The sequence below is a fragment of the Halopseudomonas sp. Lyrl_26 genome (genome assembly GCF_051948695.1).
GTDB classification, from domain to species: domain Bacteria; phylum Pseudomonadota; class Gammaproteobacteria; order Pseudomonadales; family Pseudomonadaceae; genus Halopseudomonas; species Halopseudomonas formosensis.
In genome coordinates, this window is record NZ_JAYJLH010000006.1 from 149125 (window position 1) to 171551 (window position 22427).

At 61.6% G+C, this 22427-nt stretch carries 17 protein-coding genes and 2 tRNA genes; 13 read left to right on the forward strand and 6 right to left on the reverse strand.

The features are described 5' to 3' along the window. Positions 1-19: 19 nt before the first annotated feature. Entirely contained in the window at positions 20-508 is a 489-nt protein-coding gene (locus VF673_RS10075; RefSeq protein WP_090536959.1) for an Lrp/AsnC ligand binding domain-containing protein, read from the reverse strand. Between the two features lie 142 nt (positions 509-650). On the opposite strand from VF673_RS10075, the gene VF673_RS10080 reads away from it, so the two are divergent. Genes VF673_RS10080 through VF673_RS10090 form a run of 3 tightly spaced genes read left to right on the forward strand, consistent with a single transcriptional unit; the run spans position 651 to position 3432 of the window. Beyond that, complete coding sequence (locus VF673_RS10080) at positions 651-1949, forward strand: D-amino acid dehydrogenase (protein WP_090536957.1); 1299 nt, start codon at positions 651-653, stop codon at positions 1947-1949. Next, entirely contained in the window at positions 1924-2280 is a 357-nt protein-coding gene (locus VF673_RS10085) for a RidA family protein (RefSeq protein ID WP_273124130.1), read from the forward strand. The genes VF673_RS10080 and VF673_RS10085 overlap by 26 nt, the downstream gene beginning before the upstream one ends. A gap of 42 nt (positions 2281-2322) precedes the next feature. Further along, entirely contained in the window at positions 2323-3432 is a 1110-nt protein-coding gene (locus VF673_RS10090; RefSeq protein WP_440291841.1) for a YkvI family membrane protein, read from the forward strand. 70 nt (positions 3433-3502) lie between these two features. Here VF673_RS10090 and VF673_RS10095 read toward each other — a convergent pair whose 3' ends face one another. Beyond that, positions 3503-3970 carry a MaoC/PaaZ C-terminal domain-containing protein gene (locus VF673_RS10095; protein ID WP_090536951.1) on the reverse strand — a complete coding sequence of 156 codons (468 nt, stop codon included), beginning with the start codon at positions 3968-3970 and terminating at the stop codon, positions 3503-3505. Between the two features lie 204 nt (positions 3971-4174). Here VF673_RS10095 and VF673_RS10100 point away from each other — a divergent pair, with 204 nt between their 5' ends. The 7 genes from VF673_RS10100 to VF673_RS10130 all read left to right on the forward strand — a co-directional run bounded on the left by VF673_RS10100 (position 4175) and on the right by VF673_RS10130 (position 16711). Next, positions 4175-5860, forward strand: a complete 1686-nt coding sequence (locus tag VF673_RS10100; RefSeq protein WP_440291842.1) for a long-chain-fatty-acid--CoA ligase — start codon at positions 4175-4177, stop codon at positions 5858-5860. Positions 5861-6115: 255 nt separating this feature from the next. Then, complete coding sequence (gene fadD1, locus VF673_RS10105; protein ID WP_440291843.1) at positions 6116-7804, forward strand: long-chain-fatty-acid--CoA ligase FadD1; 1689 nt, start codon at positions 6116-6118, stop codon at positions 7802-7804. A 138-nt stretch (positions 7805-7942) separates the two neighbouring features. After that, complete coding sequence (gene hrpA / locus VF673_RS10110) at positions 7943-11839, forward strand: ATP-dependent RNA helicase HrpA (protein ID WP_440291844.1); 3897 nt, start codon at positions 7943-7945, stop codon at positions 11837-11839. A 300-nt stretch (positions 11840-12139) separates the two neighbouring features. Further along, positions 12140-13264: a beta-ketoacyl-ACP synthase III gene (locus VF673_RS10115; RefSeq protein WP_090536941.1), complete on the forward strand. Its 1125-nt coding sequence runs from the start codon at positions 12140-12142 to the stop codon at positions 13262-13264. A 298-nt stretch (positions 13265-13562) separates the two neighbouring features. Next, the gene (locus VF673_RS10120) at positions 13563-14615 is read left to right on the forward strand and encodes a porin (RefSeq protein ID WP_440291845.1); all 1053 of its coding nucleotides are present in this window, start codon (positions 13563-13565) and stop codon (positions 14613-14615) included. Between the two features lie 152 nt (positions 14616-14767). Beyond that, on the forward strand, positions 14768-15454 hold the full coding sequence (locus tag VF673_RS10125) for a DUF2057 family protein (protein ID WP_090536937.1): 687 nt from the start codon (positions 14768-14770) through the stop codon (positions 15452-15454). A gap of 102 nt (positions 15455-15556) precedes the next feature. Further along, positions 15557-16711, forward strand: a complete 1155-nt coding sequence (locus VF673_RS10130) for a GNAT family N-acetyltransferase (RefSeq protein ID WP_440291846.1) — start codon at positions 15557-15559, stop codon at positions 16709-16711. Here VF673_RS10130 and VF673_RS10135 read toward each other — a convergent pair whose 3' ends face one another. After that, a complete protein-coding gene (locus tag VF673_RS10135; RefSeq protein ID WP_090536932.1) occupies positions 16712-17275 on the reverse strand; it encodes a peptidylprolyl isomerase in 564 nt (187 codons plus the stop codon). It lies immediately after the preceding gene. A gap of 92 nt (positions 17276-17367) precedes the next feature. Further along, positions 17368-18258, reverse strand: coding sequence for a LysR family transcriptional regulator (locus VF673_RS10140; protein ID WP_440291847.1), 891 nt, complete (start codon positions 18256-18258; stop codon positions 17368-17370). Between the two features lie 56 nt (positions 18259-18314). On the opposite strand from VF673_RS10140, the gene VF673_RS10145 reads away from it, so the two are divergent. Continuing rightward, complete coding sequence (locus VF673_RS10145; protein ID WP_440291848.1) at positions 18315-18626, forward strand: hypothetical protein; 312 nt, start codon at positions 18315-18317, stop codon at positions 18624-18626. Between the two features lie 52 nt (positions 18627-18678). On the opposite strand, the gene VF673_RS10150 is transcribed toward VF673_RS10145, so the two are convergent. Both VF673_RS10150 and VF673_RS10155 read right to left on the reverse strand, forming a co-directional pair. After that, positions 18679-18754, reverse strand: a tRNA-Asn gene (locus VF673_RS10150). Positions 18755-18835: 81 nt separating this feature from the next. Continuing rightward, complete coding sequence (locus VF673_RS10155) at positions 18836-20041, reverse strand: amino acid aminotransferase (RefSeq protein ID WP_440291849.1); 1206 nt, start codon at positions 20039-20041, stop codon at positions 18836-18838. Between the two features lie 170 nt (positions 20042-20211). On the opposite strand from VF673_RS10155, the gene uvrB reads away from it, so the two are divergent. Together uvrB and VF673_RS10165 are read left to right on the forward strand one after the other, a co-directional pair. Next, complete coding sequence (gene uvrB, locus VF673_RS10160; RefSeq protein ID WP_320331357.1) at positions 20212-22227, forward strand: excinuclease ABC subunit UvrB; 2016 nt, start codon at positions 20212-20214, stop codon at positions 22225-22227. Between the two features lie 115 nt (positions 22228-22342). After that, positions 22343-22419, forward strand: a tRNA-Val gene (locus tag VF673_RS10165). Positions 22420-22427 lie beyond the last annotated feature (8 nt).

Consider the following 22427-nt stretch of genomic DNA (forward strand, 5'->3'; position numbering starts at 1 on the left):
GCTGGCCACAGTCCCCTGGTTATTCAGGAACCGGTAACGCCAGCGATTCCTTTACCTCTTCCATGACGATGTAGCTTTTCGACTCACGGACATGGGGCAGCTTGAGCAGTATGTCTCCGAGCAATTTCCGGTAGGACGCCATCTCGTTGATGCGTGCCTTGATCAGATAGTCGAAGTCACCGGATACCAGATGGCACTCCAGCACATGCGGCAGTTTCAGCACCGCTCGGCGGAATTCCTCGAAGATGTCACCTGATTTGTACGACAGGCTGATCTCCACGAACACAAGCAGGCTGGCGTTCAGGTGCTCGGGATTGAGACGGGCGCTGTAGCCCATGATGACCCCCTCGCGCTCCAGTCGACGGACGCGCTCGGTGCAGGGGGTAGTGGACAGTCCGACCCGTTCGCCCAGTTCGGTAAAGGCCAGACGGCCTTCGGCCTGCAGTTCACGAAGGATATGACGATCGATTCGGTCCAACTCGCGTTGGGCTTTGTGTTTGGTTCTCATTGGTGAATTTGGCTAGACCTTTAACTAATTGAACGGGATTAAGCGCTAAATATAGCGGGTAAAACAGTGAAATCAACTGTGATGGCTCTCCTATAATCCGGCAATCGTGATTGACCCCCGACCGGGGACGAGGAGTTAGGCAATGCATATTCTGGTTCTTGGCAGTGGCGTTGTGGGTACTACCAGCGCCTATTATCTGGCTCGGCAGGGCTTTCAGGTGACGGTGATCGACCGTCAGCCGGCGGTCGCGGAAGAGACCAGTCATGCCAATGCCGGACAGATTTCACCCGGCTATGCTTCGCCCTGGGCTGCGCCCGGGGTGCCGCTGAAGGCCATCAAGTGGATGCTGCAGAAGCATGCACCGCTGTCAATCCGGCCCACTGCCGACATCAACCAGTACCTGTTCATGGCGCGCATGCTGCGCAACTGCACCGCTGCCCGCTACGCGGTGAACAAGGAGCGCATGGTGCGTCTGTCCGAATACAGCCGTGATTGCCTGGATGAACTGCGCGTGGAGACCGGTCTCACTTACGAGGACCGCCAGCGCGGTACCACCCAGCTGTTCCGTACCCAGGCGCAACTGGAGGGGGCGGCCAAGGACATCAAGGTGCTGGAGCAGATGGGCGTGCCCTACGAGCTGCTGGACAGCAAGTCGCTGGCCAGCGCCGAGCCGGGGCTGGCCAAGGTCGCCCACAAACTCACCGGGGGTCTGCGTCTGCCCAATGACCAGACCGGCGACTGCCTGCTGTTCACCCAGCGCATTGCGCAGATGGCCCGTGACCTGGGCGTGGAATTCCGCTTCAACCAGAATATCGAGCGTCTGGATTATGCCGGTGACCGTATCAACGGTGTGTGGGTTGACGGCAAGCTGCTGACCGCCGACAACTACGTGCTGGCGCTGGGCAGTTACAGCCGGCAGATGCTGGCGCCGCTGGGCATCAAGGCGCCCATCTACCCGCTGAAGGGTTACTCGATCACCGTGCCGATCATCAATCCCGATGCGGCGCCGGTGTCCACCATGCTGGATGAAACCTACAAGGTGGCCATTACCCGTTTCGATAATCGCATCCGCGTCGGTGGCATGGCGGAAATCCGCGGCTACGACCTGAAGATCGACCCGCGCAAGGGTGAAACCCTGAAGATGATCGTCAATGATCTGTTCCCGGATGCTGCCGATACCAGCGAGATCAATCTGTGGACAGGCCTGCGCCCGGCTACCCCGGACGGTACCCCGATCATCGGGCCGACCCGCTACCGCAACCTGTTCCTGAATACCGGTCACGGCACCCTGGGCTGGACCATGGCCTGTGGCTCCGGTCGCCTGCTGGCCGATCTCCTGGCCAGGAAAAAGCCCCAGATCAGCACCGAGGGTCTGGCCATTTCCCGTTACAGCAACAACAAGGAGGCCAGCAAGCATGGCAATCCAGCGACTGCACACTAACAGGCGCATGAGCCAGATCGTGATCCATCGGGACACCATCTATCTGGCCGGCCAGACCGCAGAGAACACCGATACGGGTATCGAGCAGCAGACCGCCGATACGCTGCAGGCCATAGAGGAGCTGCTCGCCGAGGCGGGCAGCGACAAGGAGCATATTCTTTCGGTAACCATCTACCTGAAAGATATCGAGCGCGATTTTGCCGGCATGAATGCCGTGTGGGATCGCTGGCTGCCCGAGGGCGTTGCCCCGGCGCGGGCCACAGTGGAGGCCGGGATGTGCGAGTCCGACATCCTGGTGGAAATGTCAGTAACCGCCGTCAAGCGTGAGTGAGACGGCCGACTAGAATTATAAAATTACAGTTGAGATAGAAGAATGAATAAATACTCCTTGCAGATCGCGTTGGCCTACATGTCCGTGGTCATTGGCGGTGGTTTTGCCTCCGGTAACGAGGTGCTGCAGTTCTTTACCGGGTACGGCCTCGCCGGTATAGCGGGATCGGTAGTGGCAGCGCTGCTGTTTGCCTTCCTGGGCATGCAGATCGCGCGGATCAGCTCGATCATGCAGGCCGGTTCGCACAAGCAGGTGCTGTATATCCTGTTCGGCGAGAAAGCCGGTTTCGTAGTGGATGTCATCCTCTCCTTCTTCCTGTATGGCGTGGGTGTGGTGATGCTGGCGGGTGCGGGCTCGACCCTGGCCCAGCAGTTCGGTCTGGCGCCCCTGGTGGGCTCCATCCTGATGACGGTGCTGGTCATCGGTACTCTGTGCCTGAACGTCAAGGGCATCATCAACCTGATCAGCGCGGTCATGCCCTTCCTGCTGGTCATGGTGCTGGCGATCACCATCTATTCCATCTATACCAGCACGGGTTCTCAGGCCGAGTTGTCGGCGGTATCCGAGGACATTCCGGTCATCACCTTCCTCGGCGCTGAGGTGCCGAACTGGGCGCTGAGCGGATTGCTGTATGCGTCCTTCAACATTGCCGTGGGCTTCCCCATGCTGGCGGTGATCGGTGGACTGACCAAGCAGCCCAAGGCGGCAGCCCTCGGCGGTATCGGTGGTGGCCTGGGGCTGGGTGTCCTGATCATCGTGCTGAACATCGGCCTGTTCGCCAACCTTGATCGACTGGTAGGTGTGGAGATTCCGACCCTGCTGCTGGCCCAGGCAATCCATCCGTGGCTGGCTGTGCTGATGTCGCTGGCGCTGATCTGCATGATCTACAGCACCGCGGTAGGCATGTTCTTCGCATTCGGTGCGCGCTTCGCCACCCCGGAAACCGGGCGTTTCAAGGTGCTGAGCGCCATCTTCGCGGTCATCGGTCTGGGGCTGAGTCAGGCCGGCTTCACCAAGCTGGTGGGTACCGTGTATCCCATGCTGGGTGTGGTAGGTCTGGTGCTGATCATTGCCATTGCCATGAGCTGGATTCGTACCCGCAACCGCAGCGCCGAGGAACTGGCGGCGGACCCGCGCGTCCAGCAGAAATAACGCTGGCAACGCCTGAAACGACAACGGCCGCCCCGGGGAGGGAGCGGCCGTTGTCATTTCTGCGTCAGGTTCAGCAGGTCACCGGTGGCAGGGTCGGCCGGTCGATCTTCACCTTGTCGGTCGGCGCCATCACGGTGGCGGTACCGTCAACCACCTTCTTGCCTTCCTGATTGACTACCCGGGTAGCGATGCGGACCCGGTTTTTCGGCAGCTTCTCCAGGATTTCCAGCTCGATGCGGATGTCATCGCCCAGGCGTACCGGGCGCAGGAAGCTCAGTTCCTGACCGATATAGATACTTCCGGGCCCCGGCAATTCACAGGCAATGGCCGCCGAGATGAGGGCACCGGACAGCATGCCGTGGGCGATCCGCCCCTTGAATGGGGTGGCGGCGGCAAATTCCTCATCCAGATGCACCGGGTTCACATCCCCCGAGACAGTGGCGAACAGGATCAGATCCCGCTCGCTGACCAGATGAGTGACACTGGCCGTATCGCCGACGGACAGCTCTTCATAGGTACGGTTTTCCAACATCGACATCGACTAGACTCCATTTGAACCGGACCGGCGCGAGCGGGCCCGGAAGTGTCGGGAAACAAAAATGAAACAAAAGCGCGTTTTGTATTTTGCCGTATTGCTGGTAATTTGGCAGAGCCACGGCTAGGGGCTGAATAATAACAACACAAGTGTCCATCGAGGCATGAAATGGACGCTTGGCTTACTCCAACGGGAGAGATGGAGCCAATGGAAGCATCGTTCTGGAATGACAAGCGCCCCAATGGGGTCAGCAATGATATCGACCTGAGCCAGTTCGGCTCTATCCTCGAGGTGTTTGACGCCTCCTGCGCCACCCATGCCGACCGCCCAGCCTTCACCAATATGGGTGTGACCCTGACCTGGGGGGATATCGAACGCTACTCTGCGGCCTTTGCCGGCTATATCCAGAAGTACACCGATCTGAAGCCGGGTGACCGGATCGCCATCCAGATGCCCAACGTGCTGCAGTTTCCGATAGCGGTTTTCGGCGCCATGCGCGCCGGTCTGGTCGTGGTCAATACCAATCCCCTGTATACCGCCCGTGAAATGCGCCATCAGTTCACCGATTCCGGTGCGCGCGCGCTCATCTACATGAACATTTTCGGTCACCTGGTTCAGCAGGTGCTGCCGGATACCGACATCAAGTACCTGTTCGAGGCACGTATGGGAGACATGCTGCCCGGGCTCAAGGGTCTGCTGGTCAATGCTGCGGTCAAGCACGTGAAGAAGATGGTGCCGCGTTACAACCTGCCGCAGGCCGTCTCCTTCAAGAGTGCGCTGGCACGCTGCGAAGGCGTCAGCCCGGTTCCGGTCACACGGACGCTGGATGACGTTGCCGTACTGCAGTACACCGGAGGCACTACGGGTGTGGCCAAGGGCGCCATGCTCACCCACGGCAACCTGGTGGCCAACATGCTGCAGGTGCACGCCAACATGCAGCAGCTGGATCGCGAGGGCAACCGCCTGATGGAAGAGGGTGGCGAGGTGGTCATCGCACCGCTGCCCCTGTATCACATCTATGCATTCACCGTGCACTGCATGTGCATGATGCTGTCCGGTCAGCACAACGTGCTGATCACCAATCCCCGCGACATTCCCGGCTTCGTCAAGGAGCTGAAGAAGTGGAAGTTTTCCTCCATCGTTGGCCTCAACACGCTGTTTGTCGCACTGATGGATCACCCCGAATTCAAGGATCTGGACTTCTCCAGGCTCAAGAGCACCACCTCCGGCGGCACTGCGCTGGTCAAGGCCACCGCCGAGCGCTGGCAGAACAAGACGGGTGTGCTCATCGGCGAGGGTTATGGTCTGACCGAGTGTTCCCCGGTGGTCTGCGCCAGCCCCGGAGACGGCCTGGCCCGCCTCGGTTCCGTCGGCCTGCCGGTACCCGGTACCGCGGTCAAGGTGATCGACGAGCAGGGCAATGAACTGCCGATCGGCGAACGTGGCGAACTCTGCGTGAGGGGACCCCAGGTCATGAAGGGGTACTGGCAGCGTCCCGAGGCAACCGCCGAGGTCATGGACAGCGAGGGCTGGTTCCGTACCGGCGATGTGGCGGTGATCGACGAGGACGGTTTTGTCAGCATCGTCGACCGTATCAAGGACATGATCCTGGTCTCCGGTTTCAACGTCTATCCCAATGAGATCGAGGATGTGGTCGCCGCCCATCCCAAGGTCGCCAACGCAGCCGCCATCGGCGTGCCGGACGAGAAATCCGGAGAAGCGGTGAAGCTGTTCGTCGTCCCTTCCTCGCCGGATCTGACGGTGGATGAGCTCAAGGCCTACTGCAAGGCCAACTTCACCGGATACAAGGTGCCGAAACACTATGAACTGCGGGATTCCCTGCCGATGACGCCGGTAGGCAAGATCATGCGCCGGGAGCTTCGCGACGCCTAGGTAACACGTCAGACAAACCGGCGGGCAGCGTATTTCGCTGTCCGCCGGTTTGCTTTTTCAGGGTCCGTTTTCCGGCTTGTGTAAGGGTCTGTAACGGCTTCCCAGAAACTCTGGCCGGGTTTCTGAAAAACTGATAGGCTTCAGCCACTTTTCGACCGGAATGAGCTTAATATTCACGAACGGGTCGAGATCAGTACTGTTCATTACCAAATAAAACAGCAGCAACACTGCAATCGGACGCATCCAGGGGGCTTCATGCAAGAGAGTTTTTGGGCTGACAAGTATCCGGAGGGTATTCCCGCCGAGATCAATCCAGATCAGTACCCCAATGTTCTGGCAGTCCTGAAGGAATCCTGCGAACGCTTTGCCGACAAGCCGGCGTTCACCAACTTGGGCAAGACCATCACCTGGGGCGAGATGTACCGCCTGTCCGGGGAGTTCGCTGCCTATCTCCAGACCCACGCCGGGCTGCAGCCGGGTGACCGCATTGCCGTGCAGCTGCCCAACGTACTGCAGTACCCGATCGTCGTTTTCGGCGCCATGCGCGCCGGCTATGTGGTGGTCAATACCAATCCGCTGTACACCGCGCGCGAGATGGAGCACCAGTTCAACGACTCGGGTGCCAGGGCGCTGGTGTGTCTGGCCAACATGGCGCATCTGGCCGAACAGGTCGTGCCCAGGACCGGGGTCAAGCACGTCATCGTCACCGAGGTCGGCGACATGTTGCCGCCGGTCAAGCGCCTGCTGGTCAATACCGTGGTCAAGCGGGTGAAGAAGATGGTGCCGGCGTTCAACATTCCGGGCGCCGTGCCCTTCGTCAAGGCGCTGAAGGCCGGCGCGGCCTGCAGCCTGCGTGAAGCCAGCCCGGCGGCCGAGGACACTGCCGTGCTGCAGTACACCGGTGGCACTACCGGCGTCGCCAAGGGTGCCATGCTGACCCACCGGAATCTGATCGCCAACATGCTTCAGTGCAAGGTGATGATGCCTTCGAACATGCGCGAAGGCGAGGAGGTCATCATCTGTCCCTTGCCGCTGTACCATATCTACGCTTTCACCTTTCACTGCATGGCGGTGATGATGCTCGGTGGCCACAATATCCTGATCACCAACCCGCGGGACATTCCGGCGACGGTCAAGGACATGGCCCGTCAGCGCTTCTCGACCTTCGTTGGTCTCAACACCCTGTTCGCCGCGCTGTGCAACAACGAGCAGTTCCGTCAGCTGGACTTCAGCGGCATGAAACTGACACTGTCCGGCGGCATGGCGCTGCAACAGGCGACCGCCGAACGCTGGCACAAGGTTACCGGCTGCGAGATCTCCGAAGGCTACGGCATGACCGAGACCAGTCCGGTGGTTTCGGTTAATCCGGCGGACGCGGTGCAGGTAGGCACCATTGGTATCCCGGTTCCCTCGACCCTGTGCAAGGTGGTTGACGATGACGGCCGCGAGCTGGGCATAGGTGAGCGTGGTGAACTCTGCGTGAAAGGCCCACAGGTGATGAAGGGTTACTGGCAGCGCCCCGAGGCCACCGACGAGGTGCTGGATGCCGAGGGTTGGCTGCGTACCGGTGATATAGCGATCATCCAGGAAGATGGCTACATGCGCATTGTCGACCGCAAGAAGGATATGATCGTGGTCTCCGGCTTCAACGTGTACCCCAACGAGCTGGAAGATGTCATGGCCGCCATTCCGGGTGTGCTGCAGTGTGCTGCCATCGGTGTGCCGAACGAGAAGACCGGCGAAGCGATCAAGGTGTTCATCGTCAAGGAGCCCGGTGCTCAGCTGAACGCGGAGGATGTGCGCAGTCACATGCGTGACAAACTGACCGCCTACAAGGTGCCCAAGGAGGTCGAGTTCCGCGACAGTCTGCCGACCACCAACGTGGGCAAGATCCTGCGTCGCGAGCTGCGTGACGAGGAACTGAAGAAACTCGGCGCCGCATAACACCTGAGTCCGCATCTTTGCGACAATAGCCCCTTCCGGTATTCCCGGTTGGGGCTTTTTTGTGCGGACTCACCTTGTGGGGTTTGGAGATCGCTCCCTGCCGCGAGCAATGATCCTTCTGACTTCTGACGGGAAAGCATGACCGATCTCAGTACTTTCGCCTCTCAACTTGACGCCGCCATGTCCGCGGACCGCCATCGCCTGCTGCGCCAGCTGCAGAGCCTTGGCAAGAATCCCGACAGGGGCCGTCTGGAGCAGTGGCAGAGTCGTCTGGCGGCGTCCTGTGCGCGGGCTGCCAGCCGGGCAGCGAGTGTGCCGTCATTGCGCTATGACGACAGTCTGCCGATTGCTGCCAAACGGGAGGAAATCCGCCGGGCGATTGCCGAGCATCAGGTGGTGGTGATCGCCGGCGCCACCGGCTCCGGCAAGACCACCCAGTTGCCGAAGATCTGCCTGGAGCTGGGTCGCGGCAGTCATGGGCTCATCGGGCATACCCAGCCCCGTCGACTGGCAGCGCGCAACGTCGCCAGTCGGGTGGCCGAGGAGCTGGGTACGCCGCTGGGCGAGCTGGTCGGCTTTCAGGTGCGTTTCACCGATCAGAGCAATGAGCGCACGCTGATCAAGCTGATGACCGATGGCATCCTGCTGGCGGAAACCCAGAACGATCGGTACCTGAGCCGCTATGACACCCTGATCATCGACGAGGCCCATGAGCGCAGTCTGAATATCGATTTCCTGCTCGGTTACCTCAAGACCATCCTGCCCAGGCGCCCGGACCTCAAGGTCATTATTACCTCGGCCACCATCGACCTGGAGCGTTTTTCCGCGCACTTCAACCAGGCGCCGATCATCGAGGTATCCGGCCGTACCTACCCGGTGGACGTCTGGTACCGCCCGCTGGCCGCCGAGACCGACGAGGACGGTAACCGGGTAGAAGAAGACCTGACCATAGATCAGGGCATTCTCGCGGCCCTGCGCGAGCTGGAGCAGCATGAGCGCGCCAACGGCAAGCCGCCGGGCGATGCGCTGGTGTTTCTGCCCGGCGAGCGTGAGATCCGTGATACCGCCGAATTCCTGCGCAGGGCCAACCTCAGACACACCGAGATACTGCCGCTCTATGCACGGCTGTCGGTGGCCGAACAGCAGAAGATCTTTTCCCGCCATGCGGGTCGGCGGGTGATTCTCTCGACCAACGTGGCGGAAACCTCACTCACGGTGCCGGGTATCGTCTACGTGATTGATCCGGGCGAGGTGCGCATCAGCCGCTACAGTCCGCGCTCCAAGGTGCAGCGGCTGCCCATCGAGCCGGTTTCCCGGGCCAGTGCCGATCAGCGCAAGGGCCGTTGTGGGCGGGTGGCGCCGGGTATCTGCGTGCGGCTGTACAGCGAAGAGGACTTCAACAGCCGCCCGGCCTTTACCGACCCGGAGATACTGCGTACCAACCTCGCGGCGGTGATACTGCAGATGCTGCATCTGCGCCTGGGGCGCATCGAGGATTTCCCCTTTATCGAGCCGCCGGACGGGCGTGCCATCAGCGACGGTTTCAATCTGCTGCAGGAGCTGGGTGCAGTCGAGCGGGACGGCAAGATCACCGAAGTGGGTCGCCAGCTGGCACGGCTGCCGGTGGATCCGCGCATCGGCCGCATGCTGATCGAGGCGGCGGAGCAGGGCAGTCTCGAGGAGGTGCTGATCATTGCCAGTGCGCTGGCGGTGCAGGACCCGCGGGAGCGGCCGGTGGAGCGCCAGCAGGCCGCTGATCAGGCCCATGCCCAGTGGCGCGACGAGCATTCGGATTTTGCTGCCTTCATCAATCTCTGGCGTGGTTTCGAGGAGCAGCGCCAGGCGCTGAGCCAGAATCAGCTGCGCGCCTGGTGCCGACGCCACTTTCTCAACTACCTGCGCCTGCGCGAATGGCGGGAAACCCATCGCCAGTTGCTGTTGACCTGCCGCGATCTGCAAATGACCTTCAACAGCCAGCCCGCCGGCTATGATGCCGTGCACCGCGCGTTGCTGGCCGGCCTGCTCAGCCACCTGGGCAACAAGACCGAGGATGGCGACTACATGGGCGCGCGGCAGCGGCGCTTTCTGCTGCACCCGTCATCGGCGCTGGCGAAGAAGCGTCCGGCCTGGGTCATGGTGGCCGAGCTCACCGAAACCACCCGGCTGTACGGTCGCATCGCGGCGCGCATCGAGCCCCAGTGGGTCGAGCCGCTGGCTGCACACCTGACCCGTACCAGCCACAGCGAGCCCCATTGGGAGAAACGCCGTGGGCAGGTGGTGGCCTATGAGCAGGTAACCCTGTTCGGGCTGATCATAGTGCCCAGGCGCAAGGTGCATTACGGTCCGATCGATCCTGTGGTGTCCCGGCAGATCTTCATCCGTCAGGCGCTGGTGGCCGGGGAATGGCATGGGCGGGCCGCCTTCAACCGGGCCAATCAGACGCTGCTGGAGGAACTCGATCAACTTGAAGCCAAGGCCCGCCGGCGGGACATCCTGGTCGATGAGGAAACCCTGTATCGCTACTTCGATCAGCGTGTCCCGGACAATATCCACCAGCTGGCCAGCTTCGAACGCTGGCTCAAGCGCACCAGCCAGCAGGAGCCGAAGCTGCTGCACATGACCCGGGACGACCTGCTGCAGCGCGAGGCCGATGAGGTCAGTGCCCAGCAGTATCCGGACACCCTGCGCTGGGAGCGGATTGCCCTGCCGCTGAGCTACCATTTCGAGCCCGGGCACGAGGCCGACGGGGTGACCCTGACGGTGCCGCTGGCGTTGCTGCGTCAGCTGCCGGAGCAGCGTCTGGAGTGGCTGGTGCCGGGGCTGCTGTATGACAAGTGCGTGGCGCTGGTACGCGGGTTGCCCAAGTCGATACGCAAGAATTTCGTACCGGTGCCTGATTTCGTCAGCGCGGCGCTGGAGCGCATGTCCTTTGGTGAAGGGCGGCTGACCCAGGCGCTGGGTCGCGAGCTGACCCGCATGACCGGCGTGCGCCTGGATGAGGACAGCTGGGATCAGGTCAGCCTGGAAGATCACCTGCTGATGCGCATCCGGGTGGTTGACGAGGACGGTCGTGAACTGGCCAGCGGCAGGGACTACGGCGCGCTGTGCCAGCGCATGGCCGGTCAGCTCAGTGAGCAGCGGGTCAATGCTCCGGTAGCGGCGGCACCCGAGAAGGCGTCCGCCCAGGCGGGCCAGGCCCCGTTACCGGCCAAGGTGCGTCGGCGCCAGGCTGGCATCGATGTGGATTTCTGGCCGGCCTGGGTGGAGCAGGGCGAGGCGGTCGTTGAGCAGCTGTTCGACAACCCTCTGCAGGCCGCGCAGGCGCACAGGCACGGGGTTCAGCGCCTGCTGCTGCAGCGCCTGCCGGAGCAGGTCAAGTATCTGCGGCAGAAACTGACGACCGCGAAGGAAGCGGCGATCTACTACCGGGATCTCGGCACTCAGCAGCAGCTGACCGAGGATCTGCTGCTGGCCGCGATCGACCGTGCCTGTCTGGCACCGGGCAGTGCCCTGCCGCGCAGTCCGCAGGAGCTGGAGTCCTGTGCCGCCCGGGGGCGCGCTGAGCTGATACCGGTGGCGGAAAAGCTGGGAGCCCGGGTGCTGGAGATTCTCAAGCTCTGGCACGGCCTGCAGAAGCGTTTCAAGGGGCGTATCGACCTGAGCCATGCGATTGCCATGAACGATGTGCGCATGCAGCTGGACAATCTGGTGTTCCGCGGGTTCGTGCGCGAGGTGCCGGCCCAATGGCTGGACCAGTATCCCCGCTACTTCAATGCCATTGCCCAGCGCCTGGACAAGCTGCCGGGGCAGGTGCAGCGCGACCGGGTCTGGACCGATGAGTTGCAGGGTTTCTGGCAGCAGTACCAGTCCCTCAGCCAGCGTTACCGGGTGGAGGGGCGTGAGGATGAACGCCTGGATCAGTGGCGCTGGATGCTGGAGGAGTACCGGGTATCCCTGTTCGCGCAACAGCTGGGAACGCGCATGCCGGTATCCGACAAGCGACTGAAGAAACACTGGCAGGAGATCACCGGCTGAGGTGGCCGGCAACGGAGCCCGGGCTGCGGCAATCGGCAGATGGACAGGCGGCCGTGTCGCGGGCGGGCGGCCCGCCGGCCGGTGGATTCAGCCGGGATATTGCATGACAGCTGCATGATGGGGCGCTGATGTGGCAAAATGACCCGAAATGGCGCGACCCGCATGATGATTTTGACTCAGGCCGTCGAAGATCATTTTCCATTTATACCGTCCTGGATGCGCAGTCGGACTCCCGGAGAGTCCCCTGCAAGGCCGCGCATTGCTGAGACCTGAACAAGTTGAATCCAGAGAGGCCCGACCGTGCATAAAGTAGTCATCAGTGGCACAGGTTTGTACACCCCCCCGAACAGCATCAGTAACGACGAGCTGGTGGCCAGCTTCAATGCCTGGGCGGAACGTTTCAACGCGGAGAATGCTGCCGCCATTGCCGCCGGGGAGATGGAGCCGGCACCGCTGTCCAGCAGCGAGTTCATTGAAAAGGCCTCCGGTATCAAGAGCCGGCATGTCACTGACAAGCAGGGCATTCTGGATGTTGATCGTATGGTGCCCTACATCCCGGAACGCAGTAATGACGAGTGGTCGATTCTGTGCGAGATGTCGGTCAAGGCTGCCGAGGAAGCGCTGCAACGTGCCGGGCGTACTGCCGCGGATATCGACGGTGTCATCGTGGCCTGTTCCAATCTGCAGCGGGCCTATCCTGCAGTTGCCATTGAAGTGCAGGCGGCGCTGGGCATCCAGGGCTTCGGCTTCGACATGAACGTGGCCTGTTCCTCGGCGACCTTCGGCATCCAGAATGCGGTGAACAGCATCAGCACCGGTCAGGCCCGGGCCATCCTCATGGTCAACCCGGAAATCTGCACCGGGCACATGAACTTCCGTGACCGCGACAGCCACTTCATCTTCGGTGATGCCTGCACTGCCGTGATCCTGGAGCGGGCGGATCAGGCCACCTCGCCCTATCAGTACGAGATTCTGGGCACCCGGCTGCTGACCCAGTTCTCCAACAATATCCGCAACAACTTCGGCTTTCTCAACCGTGCCGATGAGTCGGGTATCGGCAAGCCGGACAAGCTCTTTGTCCAGGAAGGGCGCAAGGTGTTCCGCGAGGTCTGTCCCATGGTGGCCGAGCTGATCGCCGAGCAGCTGCAACAGCTGGACATTCCGGTGACCGAGGTCAGCCGTTTCTGGCTGCACCAGGCCAACCTGAACATGAACATGCTGATTGCCCGCAAGCTGCTGGGACGTGATCCGGACCTGCAGAAGGAGGCGCCTGTGGTGCTGGATGAGTACGCCAATACCAGTTCCGCCGGCTCGATCATTGCCTTCCACAAGTTCCAGGATGATCTGCCTGCAGGCAGTCTGGGCGTCATCTGCTCCTTCGGCGCCGGCTACTCGATCGGCAGCGTGGTCGTTCGCAAGCGCTGAGCCCCCGCACAGGAACCCGCCATGGCAACCATGGCGGGTTCGGCGTTTCCTTCCTGCCGCAACCGCAACCGCAACCGCAACCGCAACCGCAACCGCAACCGCAACCGCAACCGCAACCGCACGTCTCGCCGCCGCTGCTTATATCTTCGAATTTTGAAAAGTTCCCCTGTCTTCAAATCTTCATATAACAGCAAGCCCGCTGTCATATGCGCTTTCCATAATCGCTCCCGTCGAAACAAAACGACGACGTCAACGCCCGACAGGACGACGTCATACATACCCGAAGGAGCTTTTCACGATGAAAAAGAAGTTGATTGCGATTGCTGTTGGTGCTGCGGCTGTCATGCCGGCTCTGGCGCTGGCTGATGTGAGCATCTATGGTCGTGCCCACGTGTCCGTGGATTTCCTGGACGACGGTGCCGACTACTCCGAAACCAACCTGTCCAGCAACTCCTCCCGTATCGGTTTCAAGGGCGATCATGAAATCAACCCCAGCCTGAAGGCCTTCTTCCAGATCGAGCAGGAAATCAACTTCGCCACCGGCAGCAACGGCTCCAACAGCTTTGCTACCCGCGACACCTTTGTCGGCCTGAAGGGTGACTTCGGTGCAGTGCAGATGGGTCGCTTTGACAGCCCGTTCAAGAAAGCCCGTGGCCCGGCCAACCTGTTCGGTGATCAGGTGGGCGATATGCGCAACCTGGCGCGTACCGGCAACGCCCGTTTTGACGAGCGTTACGACAATACCCTGCAGTACACCACCCCGAGCTTCGGTGGTTTCAATCTGGCGGTAGCCTACTCGGTCTATGCGGGACAGTCCGCGGTTGAAGATCGGGATGCCGATGCGTTCAGCACCTCGCTGAACTATGCCGCCGGCCCCTTTGCTGCCTCGCTGGCCTACGAAAAGGTTGAAGAGGAAGCCGATAGCCGTGGCGAGCGTGACGCCGTTCGCGCCGCAGCATCCTACAACCTGACAGACGCTTTCAAGGTGGTTGGCTTCTATCAGACCACAGAGTATGACGGTGTTGTCGATACTACCGATGCGGTGCGCGATCTGAACACCACCGACACCTACGGTCTGGGTGGCGAGTTCAAGCTCACTGATGCCACTGCACTGAAAGCCATGTGGATGACCCTGGATTCGGATGCCGACAATGCCGATGCGGATATGTGGGTTCTGGGTGTGGAGCACAAGCTGGACAAGGCCGTTCGGGTCTACGCCAACTACGCTGTCGTGGATAACGATGACGGTCGCAGCCTGACTCCCTGGGGGCAGGGCCGCTCTGCCACGCCGAGTGGTGCCGCAGGTGAGAAAGCCTCCGCGCTGTCGGTGGGCTTGCGTTACGACTTCTGAGTCGGTTGTGGGTACAGGGAGGTATCCGGCCGGGTTGTTCCTTCGGGCAACCCGGTTTTTTGTCATCTGAATGACATGAATTCTTCTTATCCTTGTTTCCAGGTTGTAACCGATCCGCTTCCTGTTCCGCCAATTCATGCCAAGGAGTTTTCATGCGTAGCCTGTTTGTTCTTGCACTGTCCTGTCTGCTGGTTGCCTGTGCGCAGCAATCCCATGTGCAGCTGTACCCCGGCTCAGCCAAACAGCAGAGTCAGGTGCTGACGGTGGTGGTGCCCTACGAGCTGGAAGTGCAGAGCATCAACGGTGAGCAGGTACCGGCAGCCAACGCCCTGTTCGGCACCCAGGACAAGACCCTGCATCTGCAGCCCGGCCAGTACCGCATCAATGCATTCTACAAGAACGTATTTGATGTGGATGGCGGTCTGAGTCATGAGGTGGTGCGGGGGCGCTCTGCGGTATACAGCATTGATGGCAAGTCGGGTGAGACCTGGAAGCTGGAGTTCGAGCGTCCGGCCAACCTGGCCGAGGCCCGCCTGCTGCAGGACGAGTTCATCAGCTGGGCGGTCAATACCCGTACCGGTGAACGAGTGGAAGCCGAGCGCGGTCAGCGCAACAGCTCGCTGCTCAGTTCGCTGATGGGGGCAGGTGCGGCAGACGCCGCGAGCACGGTCGCCCCGCTGAATGCCGCTGCGCACCCCAGTCCGCAGGCCAGCCTCGACGCCAGCGATCAGGCCGAGGAAACCCTGCCGCATAACGATGCGACCCTGACCACCCTCAAGCAGCTGTGGCGCCTGATGAGCCCCGCGAGCCGGGAAGCCTTCCTCGACTGGGCCAGATAAGCCGGTCGGTATCTGTCTGTTGCTCCTTCAGCCCCCGCTTGCGGGGGCTTTTTCATGTCTGTGGTGCGATACTCTCGGCTGCATGCCAAGGGGGAGGGGCGGATGAACACACTGAGTCTGGAACGCCTGGACAGTATTTCGCAGATAGCTGCCGAGCAGTGGGACAGCCTGATCCCCTCTGGCTACCCCTTTCTGCGTCACGGCTTTCTTCAGGCGCTGGAGGCAAGCGGGTCTGTCTGCGCTGCCACCGGGTGGCAGCCTGCGCACAGGGTGGTGCGCGCTGATGGCAGGCTGGCGGGCCTGATGCCGCTGTATCTGAAGAGCCATTCCTACGGCGAGTATGTGTTCGACTTCCAGTGGGCCGACGCCTGGGAGCGGGCAGGGCGGCGCTACTATCCCAAGGCGCTGTCGGCGGTTCCCTTTTCGCCGGTGCAGGGCCCGCGTTTGCTGGCGCAAGATGCACAGGTGGCCGGATGTCTGCTCGATGACCTGGACCTGGAACTGCACGAGGGGCAGGTGTCCGGCCTGCATCTGCTGTTCAACGATGGGCGCGAGGATGCCTGGCTGGCGGAGCGGGGCTGGCTGCTGCGCCTGGGCTGCCAGTTCCACTGGTTCAATCGGGGTTACCGGTGTTTCGATGATTTTCTCGCGGCGTGCAACTCGCGCAAACGCAAGAACTTCCGCCGGGAGCGCGAACGCATTCTTGGGGCGGGCATCGAGTTCCAGTGGCTGGCCGGGCAAGAGATAACACCGGCGGACTGGGAGCGCTTCTATCCCTTCTACGCTGCCACCTATCTCAAGCGCGGCCGGCGTCCCTATCTGACACCGGAATTCTTTCCGTTGCTGGGCGCGGGTGTGGCTGAATCAGTGCGTCTGGTATTTGCCCGTCACTGGGGGCGGGATGTGGCCGGTGCCTTGTTTCTGGTGGGGGATGACTGTCTTTACGGGCGCTACTGGGGCTGTCTGGAGGAGTATGACAGTCTGCATTTCGAGACCTGTTTCTATCAGGGCATGGAGCGCTGCATTGCCGAAGGGCTGCAGCGCTTCGATGCTGGCGCCCAGGGAGAGCACAAGCTGCTGCGGGGATTCGAGCCCGTGCTGACCCGGTCATGGCACAGACTGCAGCCGGGCTTGCATGAGGCGGTAGCGGATTATCTGCAGCAGGAAAGGGAAGGGGTACGGGAATATCAGCAGGATGCCATGGCCTATCTGCCGTACCGCAGGGCCGAGCAGGGCCCTGCGGCAGGCATCAGCTGATCAGTCGTCGCTTGTAACCCGCTTGACACTGTTGATGGTGACCGGGTTGACCGGCACGTCGCTGTGCCCTGCCTGCCGGCCGGTGGGTACCTTGCCGATGGTCTCGACCACGTGCTCGCCGCTGACCACCTTGCCGAACACGGCGTAGCCGAAGTCACGGGCGCCGTGGTTGAGGAAGTCGTTGTTGGCCAGGTTGATGAAGAACTGACTGGTGGCGCTGTCGCGCACCTGGGTGCGGGCCATGGCGATGGTGTAGCGATCATTCTTCAGGCCGTTATCGGCTTCGTTCCTGATCGGCTGGCCGACGGGGCGCTGGCGCATGTTGCTGTCAAAGCCGCCGCCCTGGATCATGAAGCCGGGAATCACCCGGTGGAAGATCAGGCCATCATAGTGCCCGGCATCGGTGTAGCGCAGGAAGTTCTCCACGGTGATGGGCGCCGCCTCGGCATCCAGCTCGATTTCGATATCACCATGGCTGGTGCTCAGCAGGACGCGGGGGTTGTCGGCCAGGGCAGCGCTGGCGAGCAGGGCGAGGACGCAGGTTCCGATGATTCTTTTCAGCATTCAGGACTCCGGACAGAGGGGTGTTTACGTTGGTGTTGTTCGGCGAGTGTAAGCACAAGCGCGGCGGGGCTCAACGCCCTGCGCAGGCAATGTCAGTCTGATTGCGAATGGCTGATGATCAGATCGGCGAGAATGCGCGCGGCCGGGCCCAGGGGCCTGTCCTTGCGGGCGTACAGGTAGATGGGCGCGGCACGCTCACTGCCCTGGGCCAGTGGCAGTACGGCCAGAGTGCCCTGTTCCAGCTGGGTGGCAATGTCGTGACGGGGCAGCCAGGCGAAGCCGAGGCCGCGTGATACCAGCTTGGCAGCGGTAGAGAGGCTGGTAACCGTCCAGCGTTGCTCTGCGCCCAGCCAGCCTTCGTCCCGGGGCTGGCGCCGGCCCGAATCGCGGATGACCACCTGCAGATGGCCTTCCAGATCCTGATGGCTGAGAGTTCGCCTGAGCTGGTGCAGGGGGTGCTGGGGATGGGCCACGGCCAGGAACTGCAGCGTACCCAGTTGCTGCGGCAGGTACCCGGCGATGCCGATGCTGGAAATGGCCAGATCGGCGCTGCCGCTGTGCAGCTGTTCCTCGACACCGGACAGTACCTCCTCACGCAACTGCACCCGGCAGCCCTTGCTCTGGGGAATGAAAGCTTCCAGGGCGCAGGACAGATGCTCGGTGGGGTAGGCGGCATCGACCACCAGCTGAACCTCGGCCTCCCAGCCCTGGTCCATATTTCTTGCCAGCTCTTCCAGTTGCTGAGCCTGCTGCACAAGGTGCCGGGAGCGGCGCAGCAGGGCAGCGCCGGCGTCTGTCAGCACCGCGCGACGCCCGACGATTTCCAGCAGGGGAACGCCCAGCTGCTCCTGCATGCGGGCCACGGTATAGCTGACGGAGGACTGGGAACGATGCAGTGCCGCTGCGGCCTGGGCAAAGCCGCCATGGTCGACTACCGCCTGCAGGGTTCGCCATTGATCCAGAGTGACCCGGGGTGCTTTCATCCGAATGACCTTCGGTCTATGTTGATGTTTCAGTTTCCTGATGAAGGTAAGGCTCAATGTATCAAGTTTTTCTGGCTTTCGGCATGGCCCTGGCCCTGGCACTGCCCGCCTGGGCCTTCCCGGTCGATGTGCAGGTTCAACCTGCGGAGTTCGATATTGCTGTCGGGACTGTGGATCAGGCCAATATGGCGGCGGTGCTGATGACCAGCCGCGAGTCAGCCACGCTGGACTGTCGGGTCGCCTTCGTCAACGGGCCGGAGCGCCCGGTGCCGCGGCACATTACCCTGCACCCGGGCAAGCAGGAGGTGGTCAGTCAGTTCTTCCGCCGGGCCATCAACCGGGTGCGGATCACCATCGACTGCGAATGATCGGCGCATACGAAAAAGCCCGGCATCCGTGAGGATGTCGGGCTTTTTTGTTTGGCTCCGCGACCTGGACTCGAACCAGGGACCCAATGATTAACAGTCATTTGCTCTACCGACTGAGCTATCGCGGAATCGATGTGCGCACTTTACCAAAAAAACTTTTCAAGTCAACACCTTGAGAGGCATTTTAGTGAAAATGCGCAGCCTCGCTTTCAGGCCTCCAGCATGACCTTGGCCATGGCATTGGCCACAGTGTCGATATTGCTGTTATTGAGCGCGGCGACGCAGATGCGACCGCTGCCCACGGCGTAGATGGCAAATTCTTCGGCAAGGCGGCTGACCTGCTCGCGGCTCAGACCGGAGTAGGAGAACATGCCGCGCTGCTGCTCGATGAAGCTGACATCCTGCTGCACGCCGGCGGCGCGAAGTTTCTCCGCCAGGGCGCTGCGCATCTGCTTGATGCGGATGCGCATTTCAGCCAGCTCTTCCACCCACATGGCATACAGCTCGGGGTTGTTCAGCACGGCTGCGACAACCTTGGCGCCGTGGGTCGGCGGGTTGGAATAGTTGGTGCGGATCACCCGCTTGAGCTGGGACAGTACCCGCTCACCTTCCTCGGCGGTACCCGTGATGAAGGTCAGCGCGCCGACCCGCTCCCCATACAGGGAGAAGGACTTGGAGAAGGAGCTGGAGATGACGCAGGGCAGGCCGGACTCGGCGAACAGGCGCACCGCCACGGCATCGTCTTCCAGGTTGTCACCGAAGCCCTGATAGGCGATATCCAGGAACGGCACATGGCCGCGCTCGCGGATGACCTCGATGACCTGCTTCCACTGCTCGACGTTCAGATCGACCCCGGTGGGGTTGTGGCAGCAGGCATGCAGCAGCACCACGCTGCCTTCGGGAAGGCCCTCGATGCCGTCGAGCATGCCCTGCAGGTTCAGACCATGGGTCGCCGGATCGTAATAGGGGTAGGTCACCACTTCGTAGCCGGCGGTTTCGAACAGCGCCCGATGGTTTTCCCAGCTGGGGTCGCTGATGGCTACCAGCCGCTTGCCGGCCAGGCGGTAGAGAAAGTCTGCACCGAGCTTGAGTGCGCCGGTACCACCCAGCGACTGGGCCGTGACCAGACGGCCGGAACTCAGCAGCGGCGAGTCTGCGCCGAGCAGCAGTTTCTGGACAGCCTGATCGTAGGGCGCCAGACCCTCCATCGGCAGGTAGGTGCGCGGTGCGCCCTCGGCCACCCGGGCCGCTTCTGCAGCCTGAACAGCGCGCAGCAGGGGGACCTTGCCATTCTCGTCGTAATAGACGCCAACACCCAGATTGACTTTTTCTGCGCGCGGATCGGCATTGAACGCCTCGTTGAGGCCAAGAATGGGATCGCGGGGCGCCATTTCAACGGGGGAAAACAGACTCATGATATGGGCAGACTCGAAACAGGTGAATGAAGTTGTCGGGCTGTGCCGCAGGCGGCCGGACATTATAAACAGAGAGAGGGGGCGGGTGCGAGTCCGGTGGTCCTGCATTTGGGCGGGATTGCGGTGCTATGATGGAGGCTGTTCTTCTGACCCGTGGTACTTTCCCTGTCATGACACATTTCAAGCTGCAAACCCGTTTCAAGCCGGCCGGCGATCAGCCGGTGGCCATTGCGCAACTGGTGGAGGGCCTGGAGGCCGGCCTGTCTCACCAGACGCTGCTCGGGGTGACGGGGTCAGGGAAGACCTTCACCATTGCCAACGTCATCCAGCAGGTCCAGCGTCCGACCATAGTGATGGCGCCCAACAAGACCCTGGCGGCGCAGCTGTATGGCGAGTTCCGCGAATTCTTCCCGAACAATGCCGTGGAGTACTTCGTTTCCTATTACGACTACTACCAGCCTGAAGCCTATGTGCCGGCATCGGATACCTTCATCGAGAAGGATGCCTCGATCAACGATCACATCGAGCAGATGCGCCTGTCGGCGACCAAGGCCCTCATGGAGCGGCCGGACGCCATCATAGTGGCCACGGTGTCGGCCATCTACGGCCTGGGTGACCCCGAGTCCTACCTGCGCATGGTGCTGCACGTGGACCGGGGCGATCAGCTGGATCAGCGCGCGCTGTTGCGTCGTCTGGCGGAGCTGCAGTACACCCGCAACGACATGGAGCTGGCGCGGGCCACCTACCGGGTGCGGGGGGATGTGATCGATGTGTTCCCGGCGGAATCCGATCTGGAGGCAATCCGTATCGAGTTGTTTGACGACACGGTGGAAACCATCAGCTTCTTTGATCCGCTCACGGGTGAGGTTTTACGCAAGGTTCCGCGCGTAACTATCTATCCGAAATCACATTATGTGACGCCGAGAGAGAAGCTGCTGGAGGCGGTTGAGGAGATCAAGGTCGAGCTCAGGGAGCGGCTTGAGGTGCTTCACAGCCAGAACAAGCTGGTCGAGGCGCAGCGGCTTGAGCAGCGTACCCGCTTCGATATGGAGATGATCATGGAGCTGGGTTACTGCAATGGCATCGAAAACTACTCCCGTTACCTGTCCGGGCGCCCGGAGGGCGAGCCGCCGCCGACCCTGTTCGATTACCTGCCGGCCAACGCGCTGCTGGTGATAGACGAATCCCACGTCTCCGTGCCCCAGGTGGGTGCCATGTACAAGGGCGACCGATCGCGCAAGGAGACCCTGGTCGAGTATGGCTTCCGTCTGCCCTCTGCGCTGGATAACCGCCCGATGCGTTTCGATGAGTGGGAGGCAATTTCTCCGCAGACCATCTTCGTCTCCGCCACCCCGGGACCCTATGAGGAGGCGCATGCGGGCCGCGTGGTTGAGCAGGTGGTCAGGCCCACCGGGTTGGTGGATCCGGAAATCGAAGTGCGCCCGGCCACTACCCAGGTGGATGATCTGCTGTCCGAGGTGGGGCTGCGCACCGCGCGTAACGAGCGCGTACTGGTGACGACCCTGACCAAGCGCATGGCCGAGGATCTGACCGACTACCTTGCCGACCACGGGGTCAAGGTGCGCTATCTGCATTCCGATATCGATACCGTCGAGCGGGTGGAGATCATCCGCGATCTGCGTATGGGGGTGTTCGACGTGCTGGTCGGCATTAACTTGTTGCGCGAAGGTCTTGATATGCCTGAAGTTTCCCTCGTCGCGATTCTTGATGCGGACAAGGAAGGCTTCCTCCGATCAGAGCGCTCGCTGATCCAGACCATCGGCCGCGCGGCGCGTAACCTGAACGGCAAGGCCATCCTCTATGCAGATCGGATCACCGGTTCCATGGAGCGGGCCATCGGTGAGACCGAGCGTCGGCGGGCCAGGCAGATCGCTTTCAACGAGGAGCATGGCATTACGCCCAAGGGTGTGATCAAGAGCGTGCAGGACATCCTTGAAGGTGCAGTGGTACCCGGCAGCCGGAACAACAAGCGGCGCGCTGCCAAGGTGGCCGAGGAGGGCGCGGGTTACCAGGCCGACAAGCTGCGTTCACCTGCCGAGATCACCAAGCGCATACGCCAGCTGGAGGAGAAGATGTACCAGCATGCCCGGGATCTGGAATTCGAGGCGGCGGCCCAGATGCGCGACGAGATACAGCAGTTGCGCGAGCGACTGGTCAATCTGTGAACAGCTTCGGAAGAGGCTCAGCGGCGGCTCTCTGCAGCACCGATCTTTTTGCAGATATTCAGTGACTTAGGGGTTGACGCCCTCCGGGTGGGTGCGTATAGTTCGCCTCCATCGCAGGCACGTAGCTCAGTTGGTTAGAGCACCACCTTGACATGGTGGGGGTCGTTGGTTCGAATCCAATCGTGCCTACCAGATACAAA